The organism is Acinetobacter rongchengensis, from assembly GCF_003611475.1.
In the GTDB taxonomy this organism is placed as follows: Bacteria; Pseudomonadota; Gammaproteobacteria; order Pseudomonadales; family Moraxellaceae; genus Acinetobacter; species Acinetobacter rongchengensis.
Genome location: NZ_RAXT01000030.1, coordinates 1 through 17,095, shown reverse-complemented (window position 1 = coordinate 17,095; position 17,095 = coordinate 1). Strand labels below are relative to the sequence as shown.

At 38.3% G+C, this 17,095-nt stretch carries 12 protein-coding genes, 1 tRNA gene and 1 pseudogene; 11 read left to right on the top strand and 3 right to left on the bottom strand.

The genetic code is table 11. The features are described from left to right. Positions 1-180: 180 nt before the first annotated feature. The 5 genes from glnA (at position 181) to D7V20_RS12665 (ending at position 5,039) form a co-directional block, all read left to right on the top strand. Positions 181-1,596, top strand: a complete 1,416-nt coding sequence (gene glnA / locus D7V20_RS12685) for a type I glutamate--ammonia ligase (RefSeq protein ID WP_171407819.1) — start codon at positions 181-183, stop codon at positions 1,594-1,596. Positions 1,597-1,800: 204 nt separating this feature from the next. After that, positions 1,801-2,298, top strand: a complete 498-nt coding sequence (locus tag D7V20_RS12680) for a chorismate--pyruvate lyase family protein (protein ID WP_120384598.1) — start codon at positions 1,801-1,803, stop codon at positions 2,296-2,298. Positions 2,299-2,314: 16 nt separating this feature from the next. Further along, on the top strand, positions 2,315-3,193 hold the full coding sequence (gene ubiA / locus D7V20_RS12675; protein WP_120384597.1) for a 4-hydroxybenzoate octaprenyltransferase: 879 nt from the start codon (positions 2,315-2,317) through the stop codon (positions 3,191-3,193). Between the two features lie 230 nt (positions 3,194-3,423). Continuing rightward, positions 3,424-4,668: a lipase family protein gene (locus tag D7V20_RS12670; RefSeq protein ID WP_120384596.1), complete on the top strand. Its 1,245-nt coding sequence runs from the start codon at positions 3,424-3,426 to the stop codon at positions 4,666-4,668. Positions 4,669-4,799: 131 nt separating this feature from the next. Continuing rightward, positions 4,800-5,039: a hypothetical protein gene (locus D7V20_RS12665; protein WP_120384595.1), complete on the top strand. Its 240-nt coding sequence runs from the start codon at positions 4,800-4,802 to the stop codon at positions 5,037-5,039. Positions 5,040-5,129: 90 nt separating this feature from the next. On the opposite strand, the gene argG is transcribed toward D7V20_RS12665, so the two are convergent. Further along, positions 5,130-6,473: an argininosuccinate synthase gene (gene argG / locus D7V20_RS12660; RefSeq protein ID WP_120384594.1), complete on the bottom strand. Its 1,344-nt coding sequence runs from the start codon at positions 6,471-6,473 to the stop codon at positions 5,130-5,132. A gap of 771 nt (positions 6,474-7,244) precedes the next feature. Between argG and lldP the strand changes: the two genes are divergently transcribed. The 4 genes from lldP to dld all read left to right on the top strand — a co-directional run bounded on the left by lldP (position 7,245) and on the right by dld (position 12,719). Then, positions 7,245-8,915 carry an L-lactate permease gene (lldP, locus tag D7V20_RS12655; protein ID WP_171407818.1) on the top strand — a complete coding sequence of 557 codons (1,671 nt, stop codon included), beginning with the start codon at positions 7,245-7,247 and terminating at the stop codon, positions 8,913-8,915. A gap of 29 nt (positions 8,916-8,944) precedes the next feature. Further along, positions 8,945-9,688 (top strand): transcriptional regulator LldR, encoded by a 744-nt coding sequence (gene lldR, locus D7V20_RS12650; RefSeq protein WP_120384592.1) that lies wholly within the window; start codon positions 8,945-8,947, stop codon positions 9,686-9,688. A 2-nt stretch (positions 9,689-9,690) separates the two neighbouring features. Then, positions 9,691-10,845: an FMN-dependent L-lactate dehydrogenase LldD gene (lldD, locus tag D7V20_RS12645; protein WP_120384591.1), complete on the top strand. Its 1,155-nt coding sequence runs from the start codon at positions 9,691-9,693 to the stop codon at positions 10,843-10,845. Positions 10,846-11,021: 176 nt separating this feature from the next. Continuing rightward, positions 11,022-12,719 carry a D-lactate dehydrogenase gene (gene dld / locus D7V20_RS12640; RefSeq protein ID WP_120384590.1) on the top strand — a complete coding sequence of 566 codons (1,698 nt, stop codon included), beginning with the start codon at positions 11,022-11,024 and terminating at the stop codon, positions 12,717-12,719. A 76-nt stretch (positions 12,720-12,795) separates the two neighbouring features. On the opposite strand, the gene D7V20_RS12635 is transcribed toward dld, so the two are convergent. Beyond that, positions 12,796-13,602, bottom strand: a complete 807-nt coding sequence (locus D7V20_RS12635; RefSeq protein ID WP_120384589.1) for a hypothetical protein — start codon at positions 13,600-13,602, stop codon at positions 12,796-12,798. A gap of 244 nt (positions 13,603-13,846) precedes the next feature. Between D7V20_RS12635 and D7V20_RS12630 the strand changes: the two genes are divergently transcribed. Both D7V20_RS12630 and D7V20_RS12625 read left to right on the top strand, forming a co-directional pair. Further along, the gene (locus D7V20_RS12630; protein WP_120384617.1) at positions 13,847-15,880 is read left to right on the top strand and encodes an NADPH-dependent 2,4-dienoyl-CoA reductase; all 2,034 of its coding nucleotides are present in this window, start codon (positions 13,847-13,849) and stop codon (positions 15,878-15,880) included. Positions 15,881-15,978: 98 nt separating this feature from the next. Then, positions 15,979-16,068, top strand: a tRNA-Ser gene (locus D7V20_RS12625). A gap of 146 nt (positions 16,069-16,214) precedes the next feature. On the opposite strand, the pseudogene D7V20_RS12620 reads toward D7V20_RS12625, so the two are convergent. Beyond that, positions 16,215-16,813 (bottom strand): annotated as a pseudogene (locus D7V20_RS12620) (IS1595 family transposase). Between the last annotated feature and the right edge of the window lie 282 nt (positions 16,814-17,095).

The window sequence follows — 17,095 nt, the reverse complement described above, 5'->3', positions numbered from 1 at the left end:
ATATAGTGCAATTCTAAATACACTCAGTATAATAGTGAGAAATTAAAGGTTGCTAAGCTTATTTTCTAATAAAGAATTCAATATTTTAGCAACTATTTTAAGAGTTGGTACGGTAATTGCTATATAAACACCAACTACTAACACGCACTTTGTAAGTGCAACAAAAATGCATTGGAGCAAATGAGCATGGCGAACAAGGTCCTTCAACTCATACAAGAAAGTGGCGCAAAATGGGTCGATTTTCGCTTTACGGATACTAAAGGTAAAGAGCAGCATGTAAGCTACCCAGCAGATACTATCGATGAAGATACTTTTGAAGATGGTAAAATGTTTGATGGTTCTTCAATTGCTGGTTGGAAAGGCATTGAAGCATCTGACATGATTTTACGTCCAGATCCTGAAACTGCTTTCCTTGACCCGTTCTTTGCTGAAGCAACTGTCGTTGTAACTTGTGATGTTATTGAGCCATCAACTGGTCAAGGTTATGACCGTGATCCGCGTTCAATTGCTCGTCGTGCTGAAGAATATCTAAAATCTACAGGTATTGGCGATACAGCTTTCTTTGGTCCAGAACCTGAATTCTTCGTTTTTGACGAAGTTAAATGGGATATCGACATGTCTGGTGCTCGCCATACATTGATCGCTGAAGAAGCTGCTTGGTCAACTGGTAAAGATTACGAAGCGGGTAACTCAGGTCACCGTCCACGTGTTAAAGGTGGTTATTTCCCAGTTCCTCCAGTTGATTCTTCACAAGATATGCGTGCTGAAATGTGTGCTCGTATCGAAGATATCATGGGCCCAGGTCGTGTAGAAGTTCATCACCACGAAGTTGCATCATGCCAGTTAGAAATTGGTGTAAGTTTCAACACAATGGTACGTAAAGCTGATGAAGTTCAACAGTTCAAATATGCTGTTTGGAACGTTGCGCACCAATATGCAAAAACTGCGACTTTCATGCCTAAGCCAATGGTTGGTGATAATGGTTCAGGTATGCACGTTCATATGTCGATCTCTAAAGATGGCAAGAACTTGTTTGCTGGTGATGAATACGCTGGTCTTTCTGAAATGGCGCTTTACTTCATTGGCGGTATCATCAAGCATGCTCGTGCGTTGAACGCAATCACAAACCCTTCTACTAACTCGTATAAGCGTTTAGTTCCGCATTTTGAAGCACCAATTATGCTTGCTTACTCAGCACGTAACCGTTCTGCTTCTATCCGTATTCCTTACGTTTCTAGCCCTAAAGGCAAGCGTATCGAAGCACGTTTCCCAGATCCAATGATGAACCCATACTTAGGTTTTGCAGCATTGTTAATGGCTGGTCTTGATGGTATCCAAAACAAGATTCACCCAGGCGAAGCTGCTGATAAAAACTTGTATGATCTTCCTCCTGAAGAAGAAGCTAAAATCCCAACAGTTGCTCATAGCCTAGACATGGCACTTGAAGCACTTAAAGCGGATCAAGACTTCCTTCTTAAAGGTGGTGTGTTCACTAAAGAAATGTTAGATGCATACATCGAACTTAAAACTGAAGATGTTCGTCGTCTTAACACGACAACTCACCCAGTTGAATTTGATATGTATTACAGCTTGTAATTCGTTTTCGAATTTAAGTAATCAAGAACCCGCCTCGTGCGGGTTTTTTATTATGGATTTATCTAAATAAGATAAAAATCATCATTTTATAAAATGAATGATCAATAGGAAAATATTCATCTAGATGATATATTCTGCGCTTAATCTGCTTATATCTGATATTTTCAGTTAAACTGCGTATTTATTGAAAAATAGGAGAGAACATTGGCTCAATCATGCAATAGTCAACAAAGGCTGATTCCTTTAGAGTTAAAAACATGGTTGTATGCTTCAGGTTCTCTTACTCAACAATTGACTGATGTTGCAGGTGGTATTTTTAGTGTTCAACCTATTCAAGAACATTATAAAAGACTTACTTTTATTGATAGTCAATGGATGAAAATGCCGCATCAACATACCTCATGGGTGCGTGAAAGTTATTTATTTGGTTGTGATGAACAACCATGGGTAAAAGCAAAAAGTATTTTTCCGATTTTAAGTATTCATGCGAAGGCTCGTTTATTTAAACATATTCGAAACAAGCCAATTGGCAAATTTCTGTTTCAACGTACCGATCCACAATGTGAACGACGTGTATTATTTCTTGAAGACGGTTGGACACGACAAAGTTGTTATACTTGGCACGGTTGTAAGTTTATTGTTCAAGAAACTTTTCTTCCTGCCTTTGAGCAATTTTTAAAACAGCAAAACATGTCGAAATAAGTATTGAAGGATTGTTATGACGATGATGCAGCAGATCACATGGCAGCAACGTTTAGAAGCGTATTACTATTTATGTCGATTTGATAAACCGATTGGTACAGAACTGGTTTTTTGGCCGACCATGTGGGCAATGTGGATTGCAAATAAAGGTATTCCTGAAATGGGTGTTTTAATCCCCATGATTTTAGGGACAATTTTTATGCGTGCAGCAGGGTGCGCAATCAATGATTTTGCAGATCGGAAAGTGGATGCTCATGTAGAACGTACAAAAACGCGTCCTTTAGCGACAGGTGTGATTAGTGCTAAGGAAGCTATTTTTGTCTTTTTAGCCTTAGTTGCTGCCAGTGCTTGCATGTTATTTTTCCTGCCAATTGAAACATTTTACTGGTCATTTGGTGCATTGTTCTTAGCTTTCATTTATCCGTTTATGAAGCGATATACTCATTTGCCACAAGTATTTTTAGGTGCAGCATTCTCATGGTCAATTCCAATGGGTTATAGCGCTGTGGGTGTTGAACCTAATTTAACTTGTTGGTTACTGTATTTTGGTAATTTGGCTTGGACAGTGGCTTACGATACACAATATGCGATCACAGACCGTGAATATGATTTAAAAATTGGGGTGAAATCTACAGCAATTTTATTTGGTAAATACGATATTGAAATGATTTCAATACTTCAAGCTTTGAGTATTGTGCTCATTGCTACAGCATTTTACCTTGAAAATATTCTGATTCCATTTGGGTTAACCGCTTTGTTATTGGTGTGTGCTGATTTTATTTATCAATGGACAAAAACCAATGATCGAGATCCACAGCGTTGTTTTTGGGCATTTCGTCATAATCGCTGGGTGGGTTTAATGATTTTTATAGGAATATTTGTTTCGTTCATATAAATTTTTGAAGAAATATGCATAAACGTATTCTTAAGTATTTAAAGATCTTACGTACAGTATAGAACTGAAAATAATGAATATTTTAATGTGAATACGGTCATAGATTGTTTAAAGATATTGAATTTGGTTAGCTTTATGAATGAAAGCGCACTGGCAAGGTGCTTTTTTTTATGTTTAATTATAAAAAGACATGAAGTCTGTAAAAATACAAGACAAATACAGGGTGATTTATGAATATTATACTTAAACGGACATTACTTGCTATTACATGTAGTACGACATTATTCCTTGCTGCATGTAATGACGATGATAATGATAATAATCAGTGGTCTACCAATAAAAACTATGTTTCAGAGAAGCCTTATAATTTAGATAGCATGACATCGGCAGCCTCAGTCAAAGTGATGACTTATAACATGCCTAATGTTTTGGGTGAAACCAAGAAAGCCACTGCAATGGTTTTTGTACCTAAAACGACCCGCCCTGCCAATGGCTGGAAAATTGTGGTCTGGGAGCATGGCACAGTTGGGGTGGGCGATAGTTGTGCACCGAGCAATAATGCATTTAATCCACGCTTTAAAAACATGGCTGAAAGTTTATTGGCAGAAGGCTATGTTATTGTTGCGCCAGATTATGAAGGCTTGGGCACAGCGGGAATGCATCCATATTTAAATTTAAAAAGTGAAGCAAATTCTGCTATTTATGCAGTAAAAGCCTATAAAGATCATTATGGTAGTCAAATTAATGGTCAATGGATGTCAGTTGGTCAATCTCAAGGGGGGCATGCATCTTTGGGAACAGCTGAACTTTCTAATAACGATTCAAACTTTAAAGGTGCGGTTGCTGGTGCACCTGCTTCAAGTTTAGGTTACATTATTTCCGTTGTTGCTCCGCAAGCCATTCGAGGTATTCTTCAACAAGAACAAGAGGGCAAGCTACCTGTAGGAACTGCTGTTGAAGTCTACGCAGAGTTATTGGCTTATGCTGCTTATACGACAGTGGGCGTTACCGCTTATGAACCTAAATTTAATTACCGTGAGGTTTTCCAAGAGCGTTCAAGAGCAATTGCAGAATTTGCTGAAGGTACTACAGGTGAAAATGGCTTATGCTTAGATGACTTGCATAATAAGTTTGCTGGGGATATTCGTGATTTCTTAGTCAATAATTCGGGTAAAAGCGTCTTGGATTACCCAGGCTTAGCAGGGGACTTCCAAGAAAATCCAACGGTGAAAAAGTTCTTAGTTGATAATCAACCTGCAACCAAGAAAATTAATAGCCCTGTAATGATCATTCAAGGGACTGCGGATATGGCTGTGCCTTATCCTGTGACCAATGCTTTACAACAAGGTTTAAAAGATTTGGGTACAGATGTGACATTCTTACCTGTGGTTGGCGCAAGTCATACACAAGCCATTGTTGAAATGAACCCGCAACTGGTTGCATTCATTAAACAAAAAATGCCTGCAACACAATAGTTAAAAATCAAAAGGAAGAGCTTCGGCTCTTTCTCTTTTCATGATGAAAAAATGCTAAAAAAGCAAAATTTGTATATCGAAAATCTTCTGTTATATTGATCAGCCAAATTGGTATTGATTGATGTAAATTCATGACGCAGACAAGTTCGAAAAAATTTCCTAAAGTTTATATTCTTGCCTCACTCGGTTTATTATTTCCAATATTTTTGGTTGGAATGGCGTTTGTTGCTGCTAAAAGTGATGCTGAAACGAAAAGAAAGTATGATCAAATGCGTCAACAACATGCTGAAAAGATGGAGTTGAAAAAGCAACAAGAACAACAAGACAAACCTGTCTTGGAACAATCTCAAAAAGATACTGTCGAGTCTTAATTTAATTGATCAATATTTTATGATTAAAATTCTGTCATAAAAAAAACCGCCATTGTTGGCGGTTTTTGCATTCGTTCTAATTAAACGAACTTATTTGTTCTTATCTTTTAGTTGAGGAACAGCAGAGCCTGTACCTACTGCAAGTAATCCAGTATTTGTATAAATACCTAATTTTGCACGTGTATCGGTAATATCGAGGTTACGCATAGTCAGCTGACCAATACGATCCATTGGCGTAAACATTGAATCACCTTTCTCCATCGTTAAACGCTCAGCTTCATAAGTGAGGTTTTCAGATTCAGTGTTCATAATGGTATAGTCATTACCACGACGAAGTTCTAAAGTCACAGTACCTGTAATAGCTTTAGCCACCCAACGTTGTGCAGTTTCACGAAGCATCAATGCTTGAGAGTCGAACCAACGACCTTGATACAATAAACGGCCTAAACGTAAGCCGTTAATACGATATTGTTCAATCGTATCTTCATTATGAATACCCGTCACAAGACGTTCATAAGCAATATGTAGTAATGCCATGCCTGGTGCTTCATAAATTCCGCGTGATTTTGCTTCGATAATACGGTTTTCGATTTGGTCTGACATACCTAGACCATGACGACCACCGATACGATTGGCTTCTAGAATGAATTCAACTGGATCTTCAATACGTTTACCGTTTAATGCAATAGGGAAGCCTTCTTCAAACGTTACAGAAACTTCTTCCGCTTCAATTTTAACGTCATCTTTCCAGAAAGCCACGCCCATGATTGGATCAACGATTTTGATACCCGCATTCAGATATTCTAAATCTTTAGCTTCATGTGTCGCACCCAACATGTTTGAATCTGTTGAATAGGCTTTTTCTTTCGACATTTTATAGTCAAAACCATTGTCGATTAAGAATTGCGACATTTCAGCACGACCGCCCAATTCATCAATGAATTGTTGGTCTAACCAAGGTTTGTAAATTTTAAGATCAGGATTGGTCAATAAACCATAACGATAGAAACGTTCAATATCGTTACCTTTATAAGTTGAACCATCGCCCCAAATATTTACATCGTCTTCTTTCATTGCTGTAACAAGCATGGTTCCTGTTACGGCACGACCTAAAGGCGTTGTGTTGAAATAAGGAACACCACCTGTGCTGATATGAAATGCACCACATTGAATCGCAGCAATACCTTCCAATGCAAGTTGTAAGCGGCAGTCTACTAAGCGAGCTTTTACAGCGCCGTATGCTTCAGCTTTACGTGGAATTGCATCATAGTCATCTTCATCAGGTTGACCTAGGTTTGCTGTATAAGCATAAGGTTCTGCGCCTTTTTGCTTCATCCACAATAAAGCTGCTGAAGTGTCTAGACCACCAGAGAAGGCGATACCGACTTTTTTGCCTACTGGTACATTCTGCAAGATCGTTGCATTATCAGTCATTGTGAGTCCTAACTATTTCGAAATAGGCACCATATATTTTGGTAGCCGAAGAGAATTTTATTAACGCAGCATTATAACACCCTTCAATACATTTTTTAGGGTGTTGAGGCTGGAAATATTCTTTTTTCATTTAAAAAATAGATTAATATCTTAAAAATATAAGCTTATACGATAAGAATGAGGTGATCTAACTCAAGACTAGATCAAAGGATAACGTAGTAGCAAATAACAATAATCAGATTTTTATCAATACCACATTGGATTATCGTATTTATTCTAACTTTGGATTTGATCTATATATTTTATAATGCATTGATTAATCATACTGCATATTTTTTGGGTGGTTTTGTAGGAGAAATGGCCTTTAATCATGGTTCTTTTCTTGTGTGTAAAAGACTTAAAGTCAGCTTATACAGCGATAAAATAAATACAGATGATGTGGATTAAAAACCGCTTATTAGACTAAAGTTTAATGTAGCATTGTAAAAAAATAATCACTTGAGAAAAATAAGTAAAAACAAACCATTTCATTGATCCCTTGAAAAATAGTTTGTCTAATGCACAGATAGCAATTATAAAAATATCTTAAAATTGGTATGACCAATAAAATTATTTTCATTCTTGTATTGATCTTTAAATCATCAGAAATTACTATTAAGGCGAAATTAACAGATTTTTTTTACTTTATTGTTTTATTGGTCATACCAATTTAACTAAAAGATGAATAACTGATCTGACCATATGATACTTTCCTGAAAGCATTTCAAGGAGATGACAATGCTTCAACAATGGCAACAAATTTATGATCCTATGGGCAATATCTGGATTTCCAGTTTGATTGCTCTGATTCCGATTATTTTCTTCTTTTTAGCCCTCGCTGTTTTTCGTATGAAAGGTAGTGTTGCGGGTACAATTACGGTTGTATTGGCACTTCTTGTTTCATTATTTGCTTATAAAATGCCGATGATGATGGCATTTGCTTCAATGGTTTATGGCTTTTTCTATGGTTTATGGCCCATTGCATGGATCATTATTGGCGCAGTATTCCTTTATAAAATTTCAGTAAAAACAGGGCAGTTCGATGTTATTCGTTCTTCGATTCTGTCGATTACTGAAGATCAGCGCTTACAAATGCTTTTTGTTGGTTTTGCATTTGGTACTTTCCTTGAAGGTGCGGCAGGTTTTGGTGCGCCAGTTGCAATTACAGCAGCACTGCTGGTGGGTCTTGGCTTTAAACCTCTCTACGCAGCTGGATTGTGTTTGATTGTGAATACTGCACCTGTTGCATTTGGTGCAATGGGGATCCCGATCATTGTTGCAGGGCAGGTTTCAGGTGTTGAAACCATGGAAATCAGCCAAATGGTGGGACGTCAGTTACCATTTATGGTGATTATTGTGTTGTTCTGGATTATGGCGATCATGGATGGTTGGCGTGGTGTAAAAGAAACTTGGCCTGCAGTTATTGTTGGCGGTGGTTCATTTGCATTGGCGCAGTATTTAACATCAAACTTCGTTGGTCCTGAACTTCCTGATATTACAGCTGCTATTGCTTCATTGGTTTCATTAACGATTTTATTGAAATATTGGCAGCCAAAACACATTTTCCGTTTTGCCAATGAAGATAGTAATATCGATGAAAATTTAGCAGAACAAAAGCAAAAGAAATATTCAATTGCTCAGATTGCTAAAGCATGGTCACCATTTGCAATTTTAACGGTGATGGTCACCATTTGGAGTGTAAAACCATTCAAGGATTTATTTGCCAAAGATGGTGCATTGCACGATATGGTGATTTCAATCAAAGTGCCTTATTTGCATCAACTTGTGCAAAAAATGCCACCCGTTGTTCCTGAAGTCAAAGATTATGATGCGATTTATAAGTTTGACTGGTTCTCAGCAACGGGTACAGCGATTCTGATTGCAGCGATCATCACCATTATTTTCTTAAAAATGAAGCCAAAGGAAGCTGTAGTTACTTTTGGTGAAACTATTAATGAATTAAAAATTCCAATTTATTCAATTGGTATGGTGTTAGCTTTCGCTTTTATCGCGAATTATTCAGGAATGTCTGCAACATTGGCCTTAGCGCTTGCACATACAGGTCATGCATTTACTTTCTTCTCGCCATTCTTAGGATGGTTAGGTGTATTCCTTACAGGTTCAGATACTTCTGCAAATGCTCTATTTGCGGCTTTACAGGCTACAACTGCACAGCAAATTGGTGTACCAGAAGTTCTACTCGTTGCAGCAAATACCAGTGGTGGTGTGACAGGTAAAATGATTTCTCCACAGTCTATTGCAATCGCTTGTGCCGCAGTTGGCTTAGTGGGTAAAGAGTCTGATCTGTTCCGTTTTACAGTTAAACACAGTATAACGTTTACAGTAATGATCGGTATTATTATTACCCTACAAGCCTATGTGTTCCCATGGATGATTCCATGACACTCGATTGATGTAACTGAGGAAAGCAGATGAAAGTCTCCGATAAAGTCGTACAAAGTCTTCGCATGTTAATTGAAGAAAAAAATATGCAAGTTGGAGAGCGATTACCTGCTGAACGTAAACTGTGTGAGCAACTTGGTGTTTCTCGTTCTTCTTTGAGAGAAGCACTTTCACAACTGACCAGCTTGGGTATGCTGGTCAGTAAAGTTGGAGCGGGAACCTATTTGCAACAATTGCCAGTAAATTGGTCTCAGTATCAAATTGTTGAGCCGTTGAGTAATCTGATTGATGAAGATCCTGCATATCGTTTCGATGTACAGGAAGCACGTACAATTTTAGAAGGTGGCTCAGCATGGTATGCAGCACAGCGTGCAACCAAAGAAGATATTGAAAAGATTCGTTATTACTATGACCAGATTACTTATTTTCAGTCTTTAGGTGATGATGATCAGGCATCGAATGCAGATGCAAAATTTCATTTAGCTATCGCGGAAGCATCACACAATTTAGTGTTGATTCAGATGATGCGTGGGCTGTTTGATTTGTTGCAATTTAATGTGGTTTTGGGACGTCGCAAAGTCTACTCCGAAGCTCGCCGTTTTGATCAATTGCATGATCAACATTTTCAAGTGATGGATGCAATTGAACGTCATGATCCAGATGCTGCACGTGATGCAGTGTGTGGACATATAGAATTTGTAGTACAGCAAGTACGTATGATTGATGAGGAAGAGGCTCGTCGTCAACGTGCAAGTCGATTGAACAGGATATAAACATGATTATTTCTTCTGCAAATGACTATCGTGAAGCCGCACGACGTCGTTTACCGCCATTTCTTTTTCATTACATCGATGGTGGTGCATATGCGGAATATACACTAAAACGCAATGTGGAAGATTTATCAAAAATTGCGTTAAGACAACGTGTTTTAAATGATATGTCACAGTTGAGTTTAGAGACCAAGCTGTTTGATGAAACTTTGTCTATGCCAGTTGCTTTATCACCTGTAGGGCTTACAGGAATGTATGCACGTCGTGGTGAAGTACAAGCTGCTGTAGCTGCTGATAAAAAAGGGATTCCTTTTACATTATCAACAGTTTCAGTATGTCCAATTGAAGAAGTTGCACCTGCGATTAATCGTCCAATGTGGTTTCAGTTATATGTATTACGTGACCGTGGTTTCATGCGAAATGCCTTGGAACGTGCGAAGGCAGCTGGTTGTTCAACATTGGTATTCACTGTGGATATGCCTGTTCCTGGTGCACGTTATCGTGATGCACACTCAGGGATGAGTGGGCCAAATGCAGCGATGCGTCGCTATATGCAGTCATGTTTCCACCCACATTGGGCGTGGAATGTTGGTCTGTTAGGACGTCCACATGATTTAGGCAATATTTCTAAATATTTAGGTAAACCGACTGGTCTTGAAGATTATATCGGCTGGCTTGGAAATAACTTTGACCCTTCTATTTCATGGAAAGACCTTGAGTGGATCCGTGAGTTTTGGGATGGCCCAATGGTGATCAAAGGAATTCTTGATCCTGAAGATGCAAAAGATGCTGTACGTTTTGGCGCAGACGGTATTGTGGTTTCGAACCATGGTGGTCGTCAGCTCGATGGCGTTTTATCTTCTGCACGTGCACTTCCGCCAATTGCAGATGCGGTGAAAGGCGATATTAAAATTCTAGCGGATTCTGGTATTCGTAATGGCTTGGACGTTGTACGTATGCTGGCATTGGGTGCAGACACATGTATGTTGGGTCGTGCATTTGTATATGCCTTGGGTGCGGCAGGCGGTGAAGGTGTTTCAAATCTGTTGGAGTTGATTGATAAAGAAATGCGCGTTGCAATGACTTTAACTGGTGCGAAAACAATTGCCGATATTACTTCGGATTGTTTAGTGAAGTTAGAGAAAGGGTTGGTGGGGTGATTCCTACTTTATAAATAAATGTTTCTCATATAAAAGTATCGCTATTCATAGATAATCCCTCCTAACCTCCCTTTAAAAAAGGGAGGAGCTATACCAACTAGGAATAGTTTTAGGTGAAAAGTCCCCCTTTGGAAAAGGGAGATTTAGGGGGATTTGAATAATTGGAAATAACAACGATGAACACCCAATCCTCTACTAAACACATCATTCAAAAACTCATTAATATTGTTGGTAAACAACACGTTTTAATTGATGACAATGATACTCGGCTTTATCGTCAGGGACGCCGTTATGGATCAGGTCAAGTGCTTGCTGTTGTTGTTCCAGGAACTTTGCTTGAGCAATGGCAAGTTTTACAAACTGCGGTAAATGCAGATTGTGTCGTGATTATGCAAGCAGCAAATACAGGTTTGACAGGGGGGTCTACGCCATTTGGTGATGATTATGATCGCCCTGTGATTTTAATGAGTACACGACGCTTGGTGGGTATTCAAGTGATTAATCAAGGTCAGCAAGTGATTTGCTTACCGGGAGCGACACTGGATCGACTTGAAAAAGAATTAGCACAATTTAACCGTGAGCCTCATTCTGTGATTGGATCTTCATGTATTGGTGCATCAGTTTTAGGTGGTGTGTGTAATAACTCTGGTGGTGCATTGGTTCGTCGTGGTCCTGCATATACTGAATTGGCGCTTTATGCACGTATAAATGTGTCTGGTGAATTAGAATTGGTGAATCATTTAGGTGTAAATCTAGGTGTGACTCCAGAAGAAATCCTAACCAAGCTTGAGAATAAAAATTACCAAGCCAATGATGTGATTAACAATTCAGAGTGTTGTGCATCGGATCATCGTTATGCGCACGATGTTAAACAGGTCGATGAAAATACTCCTGCACGGTTTAATGCTGATCCATCACGATTATTTGAAGCATCAGGCTCAGCAGGGAAAGTGTGTGTCTTTGCTGTTCGTTTAGATACTTTTGAGAAAATACCCAGTCAAGTGTTCTATGTCGGTACAAATTCACATGATGATTTGACTGAAATTCGCCGTTTTCTACTCAAAGATTTACCACGCTTACCGATCGCGGGGGAATATATTCACCGCGTTGCTTATGATATTGGTGCGGAATACGGTAAAGATACCTTTATGTTTATCGAGAAATTTGGTACAGCCAAAGTACCTGCTGCATTTGCGATGAAAGATAAAGTTGATGGATATTTGGAAAAAGTAGGTTTACGTGGTTTGTCGGATAAGGTCTTACAACTGATCACCAAATTTATGCCAAGCCATTTACCGAAACGTATGAATGAGTTTCGGGATTTGTATGAGCATCATTTGGTGATTCGTATTGAAAATCAGGATGTTGAACAGGTCCAAGCATTTTTAAAAGATTATTTCCAAAGTAAAACATCGGGTGATTATTTCCACTGCACTGACGAGGAAGGGCGTAAAGCATTTTTACATCGTTTTGCAGTTGCTGGTGCTGCAATACGTTATCGAGATACCCATCGTTCAGAGGTTGAAGATATTGTGGCATTAGATATTGCCTTACGCCGTAATGACCGTGAATGGGTAGAAACTTTACCTCAGGAAATGGATGAGTTAATTCTGCACAAATTGTATTATGGTCATTTTCTATGTCACGTATTCCATCAGGATTATATTGTCAAAAAAGGGGTTGATCCTTTAGCAATGGAACATCAAATGTGGCATTTGTTAGATCGTCGAGGTGCAGAATATCCAGCTGAACATAATGTTGGACATTTATATATTGCCAAGCCTGCTTTAAAAAATCATTATCAAAACTTAGATCCAACCAATAGCTTTAATGTCGGAATTGGCCAAACCAGTAAATTAAAATACTGGAAGTAGTTTTATGTATTGCCTCGCGATAAGTGAGTGCTTATGAATGAGTAGATTGATCAGCCATATTGAGTATGGCTGATTTTTACTTTTGTTGTCCTAATTTTGAAGAAATAAAACCAAACACCATTGCGCTGATTAAAAAAACCAAAACAGCATAACGTATGGAATAGGTCGTAAACCAAACAACAAGAGTAATGATCACCACAATGCTGGTACAAATAATGAGGATCAATCCTGTAGATTTGGCTAGATTTAAAGATTGGTTTTCTTGTAATGGGTTTACTTTATTTATGGGTTCATAGATGACGTTATTGTTTACTCCATAAAAGAAATAAGGATGATCATCAAAACCCGCTAAATCTGCTCTTTGAAGTGCGAAAAACTCATCGTGATTGCTATGATCATATTGAAAATTTTCAATATGTTGTAATGGTTGAATTAAAAAATTTGCATCATTTGAATGGATAGGTAATCCACTGGTTCTTAATAAAATATATTGCGGATAGTGTTGTTCAATCAGTGACTTAAACTGTTCAAAGTGAATGTTATTCTCAGTTCCAAAAATCGCGGTAAAAATGGGTTGATGGTTTTCTAAGTTAATTAAAGCTTGTTTTTGATCTATCACCAAATAAGCATAATAATGATCACCAAAGGTATTTTGATAGTCTTTTAAATCATCAAGTGACCGTTCATCATTTATATCTAAATCATCTGTGTATTTTGCCCATAAAATATTATCTTGTTTAAATAGCATGAGCCATAGAATAGGAATAAAAGCATTTGCTTCAAGTTCAAAAGATGCAGTTTTGAAAAAATTAGCCCATTGATTTTGACTGCCTACAGGCATATGGTTCAAATGTGAACTTGTTAAAAATATAGGATGGTTCATATCGTTAATATGCTCAATTTCTAAAAGTTTTTAATAAGCATATTTCAAAATTGCTTGGTTGAATTCTAGAAATTGTTGTAAAGCTGTATATAGAGAATGATTGCTGTAATCGTTAAATGCCATATCTATAGGCATGATTGACTCTATCTACGCTGAAAATAACAATAAAAGTCATCCCAAAAATGTTAAAAATAGATAAAGTAGTATGCAACAAGTTGCAAAGCCAAATATTAAAGGATTCATCATGACAACTCGCTATGCAAATATTTTAAAACCGCTTCATTTGGGATTTACGACCATTAAAAATCGTGTCGTGATGGGTTCGATGCATACGGGGTTAGAAGATCGTTTTTACAATTATCCCAAGCTGGCTGCATATTTTGGTGAACGTGCAAAGGGTGGTGTTGGGCTGATCATTACAGGCGGTATTTCACCGAATCGTCAGGGATGGTTACTTCCTGCGGGCGGCACAATGAACACTTTGGGGGATATTGCACCACATCGTTTAGTCACACATGCTGTACATAAGCATGGCGCAAAAATCCTCATGCAAATTTTACATGCAGGACGTTATGGGTATCAGCCATTTGTTGTGTCAGCAAGCCCAATCAAATCGCCTATTTCAGTATTTAAGCCACGCCAAATGAGTGAGAAACTTATTCTTGAAACGATTCAAGATTATGCTGAAACGGCGAGTCTAGCAAAAAAAGCAGGCTATGACGGTGTAGAAATTATGGGTTCGGAAGGCTATCTTTTGAATCAGTTTTTAAGTCTTCATGTTAATCAACGTGAAGATCGTTGGGGTGGTCCAATTGAAAACCGTATGCGTTTTGCCGTTGAAATCGTAAAAGCGATTCGTGCTAAAGTCGGTGAAAAGTTTATTATTTGTTTCCGTTTATCGATGTTGGATTTAGTGCATGATGGCAATACCATGCATGAAGTTATTACGGTTGCTCAAGCTTTAGAAAAAGCTGGAGTGACCTTGTTAAATACAGGGATTGGTTGGCATGAAGCACGTGTTCCTACTATTGTAACATCCGTACCACGTGCAGCCTTTGTAGATTACACGGCTGAAGTTAAGAAGCATGTGTCTGTTCCTGTGATTGCATCTAACCGTATCAATATGCCTGATACCGCTGAAGAAATTTTGGCTTCTGGTAAAGCAGACATGGTGCAAATGGCGCGTCCATTATTGGCAGATGCATTTTGGGTGAATAAAACTGCAACTAACCGTGTTGATGAAATTAATACCTGTATCGCATGTAACCAAGCTTGTTTGGATCATAGTTTCCAAAATAAACGTGCGAGTTGTTTGGTTAACCCGCGCGCCGCTCATGAAACAGAACTGGTTTATATTAAAACCAAGAAGCCGAAGAAAATTGCTGTCGTTGGTGGTGGTGTTGCAGGAATGTCTGCAGCAACGATTGCCGCTGAACGAGGCCATCATGTGACATTATTTGAAGCGTCAAGTGAAGTGGGTGGTCAGTTTAATTTAGCGAAAGTTGTTCCAGGAAAAGAAGAGTTTCATGAAACCATTCGATATTTTAAAGTGCAGATTGAAAAAACAGGTGTGGATTTACGTTTAAATACCAAAGTGAATCGTGAACAACTTGAACGTGAAGGTTTTGATGATGTCGTGGTAGCAACCGGGGTTATTCCGAGAGATCTAAAAATTGAAGGAAGTGATGCACCCCAAGTTTTATCCTATGCAGAAGTTTTACGTGGTGCAAAAGTAGGACACAGTGTCGCTGTAATCGGCGCAGGGGGAATTGGTTTTGATGTCTCTGAGTTTTTATTAAAACCAGAGCATCAGCCACAACCTCAGCCTTTGTCAGATTGGATGCGTGAATGGGGTGTTGATCCCAATCCAAACTATATGACTGAAGGTGGTTTTGTTCCAGCAGAAGTTGAGCCACCCATTCGTCAGATTTATTTAATGCAGCGTAAAACTACGCCTTTAGGTATCGGTTTAGGTAAAACCTCAGGTTGGGTACACCGTGCGCAATTGAAAAAGCATGCAGTAAGAATGATGCGAGGTGTGCAGTATAAAGCTGTGACGAATGAAGGTTTATGGATTGAAACCAATGGTCATGATCAACTTTTACGTGTTGATACGATTGTAGTCTGTGCAGGACAAGAGTCTGTGAAGGATTTAATGCCAAGAGAAGGTGAGTCGACATTGGCCAATTATCATATTATTGGTGGTGCGAAGCTTGCTGGTGAGCTCGATGCAAAACGTGCAATACGTGAAGGGGCTGAATTAGCAGCTAAACTTTAAGCAAAAAATGCAAAATTGATGAAACAATATGCATTTGAATAGTTTAAGTATATATTTCTCTTGTCAGAAATAAAAAAGCTTAGTATTCTTGCGCACATGGAAGCGTGGCAGAGCGGTTTAATGCACCGGTCTTGAAAACCGACGAGGGTGTGAGTCCTCCGTGAGTTCGAATCTCACCGCTTCCGCCAAATTCTTAAATAAGCCCTTGTATTTGCAAGGGCTTATTTTTTATCTAGATGTTTACCCCTCATCAAATGCTGGATCTAAAAAGTAAAAACAAGATGATTTTGGATAGGATAGGAAATGAGTATAAAAAATGTTGGGGCTTAGGAAGTTAAAGAGAGTCATTACGGAGTAATTTAAGCAAATCGAGGTATAAATTACTATGCCGATGATTGAAGCAATACTCCGTTTCTTTAAGATGCAAAAAAACATCTTTTTGTCAATTCCGTTAAACTTGATGAGCCTTTTTTTAGCATAACCCCAAAATGATTCTATGCCATTAATATGACGTTCTCCACAGGCAAATTCATTATCACCATGATTCACTCTTAAATGCTTGTCAAAGCCAATATCAACCAAGCCATCATAGCCTCTCCAGCCATCAGTATTGATCACTGAATCAAGCTCTATATGACCACTGATAATCACTTTTAGCGTGGCTTTGGAACAATCAGGCACAATTTCTGTATACACATTTCCATCCCGTTTGAGTAGCCCAAATACAATGGTTTTTCCTGATGCACCATGTCTTCGTTTCCCTCGAACACGACGAGCACCAAAGTAGGATTCATAGAGTTCTACAATGCCGTTAAAAGGCGAAATTTCTTCACATTGGACGGCAATTTTTCTGCGTAGCGTAATATAAATTGTATTGATAGAACGTACAGAAATATGGGTGAGTTTGGCGGTATCTGATGCAGTAAAATACATGGCAAAAAAGCGAATGATCTACCTGAATTTTGCTTCGGTAATTCTTGAACGGGAATAGTACCTATTTTTGCTTTCATAAAGGGAAGTTACTATACTTTTTGATATGCTTAACTTCCAAAGCCTCAAATTAAATAGTAAAAAATTTGAGCTGTTGATTGGATATTTTCAGAAAGTCTCACATTAAATTTAATTTCTACAATTCTTTTAGATTTTTTATTTAAAATTATATAATTATCTTAAGGTGAGTAGTCGTATTGAACTGACTTAGTTTATGCATTTTTT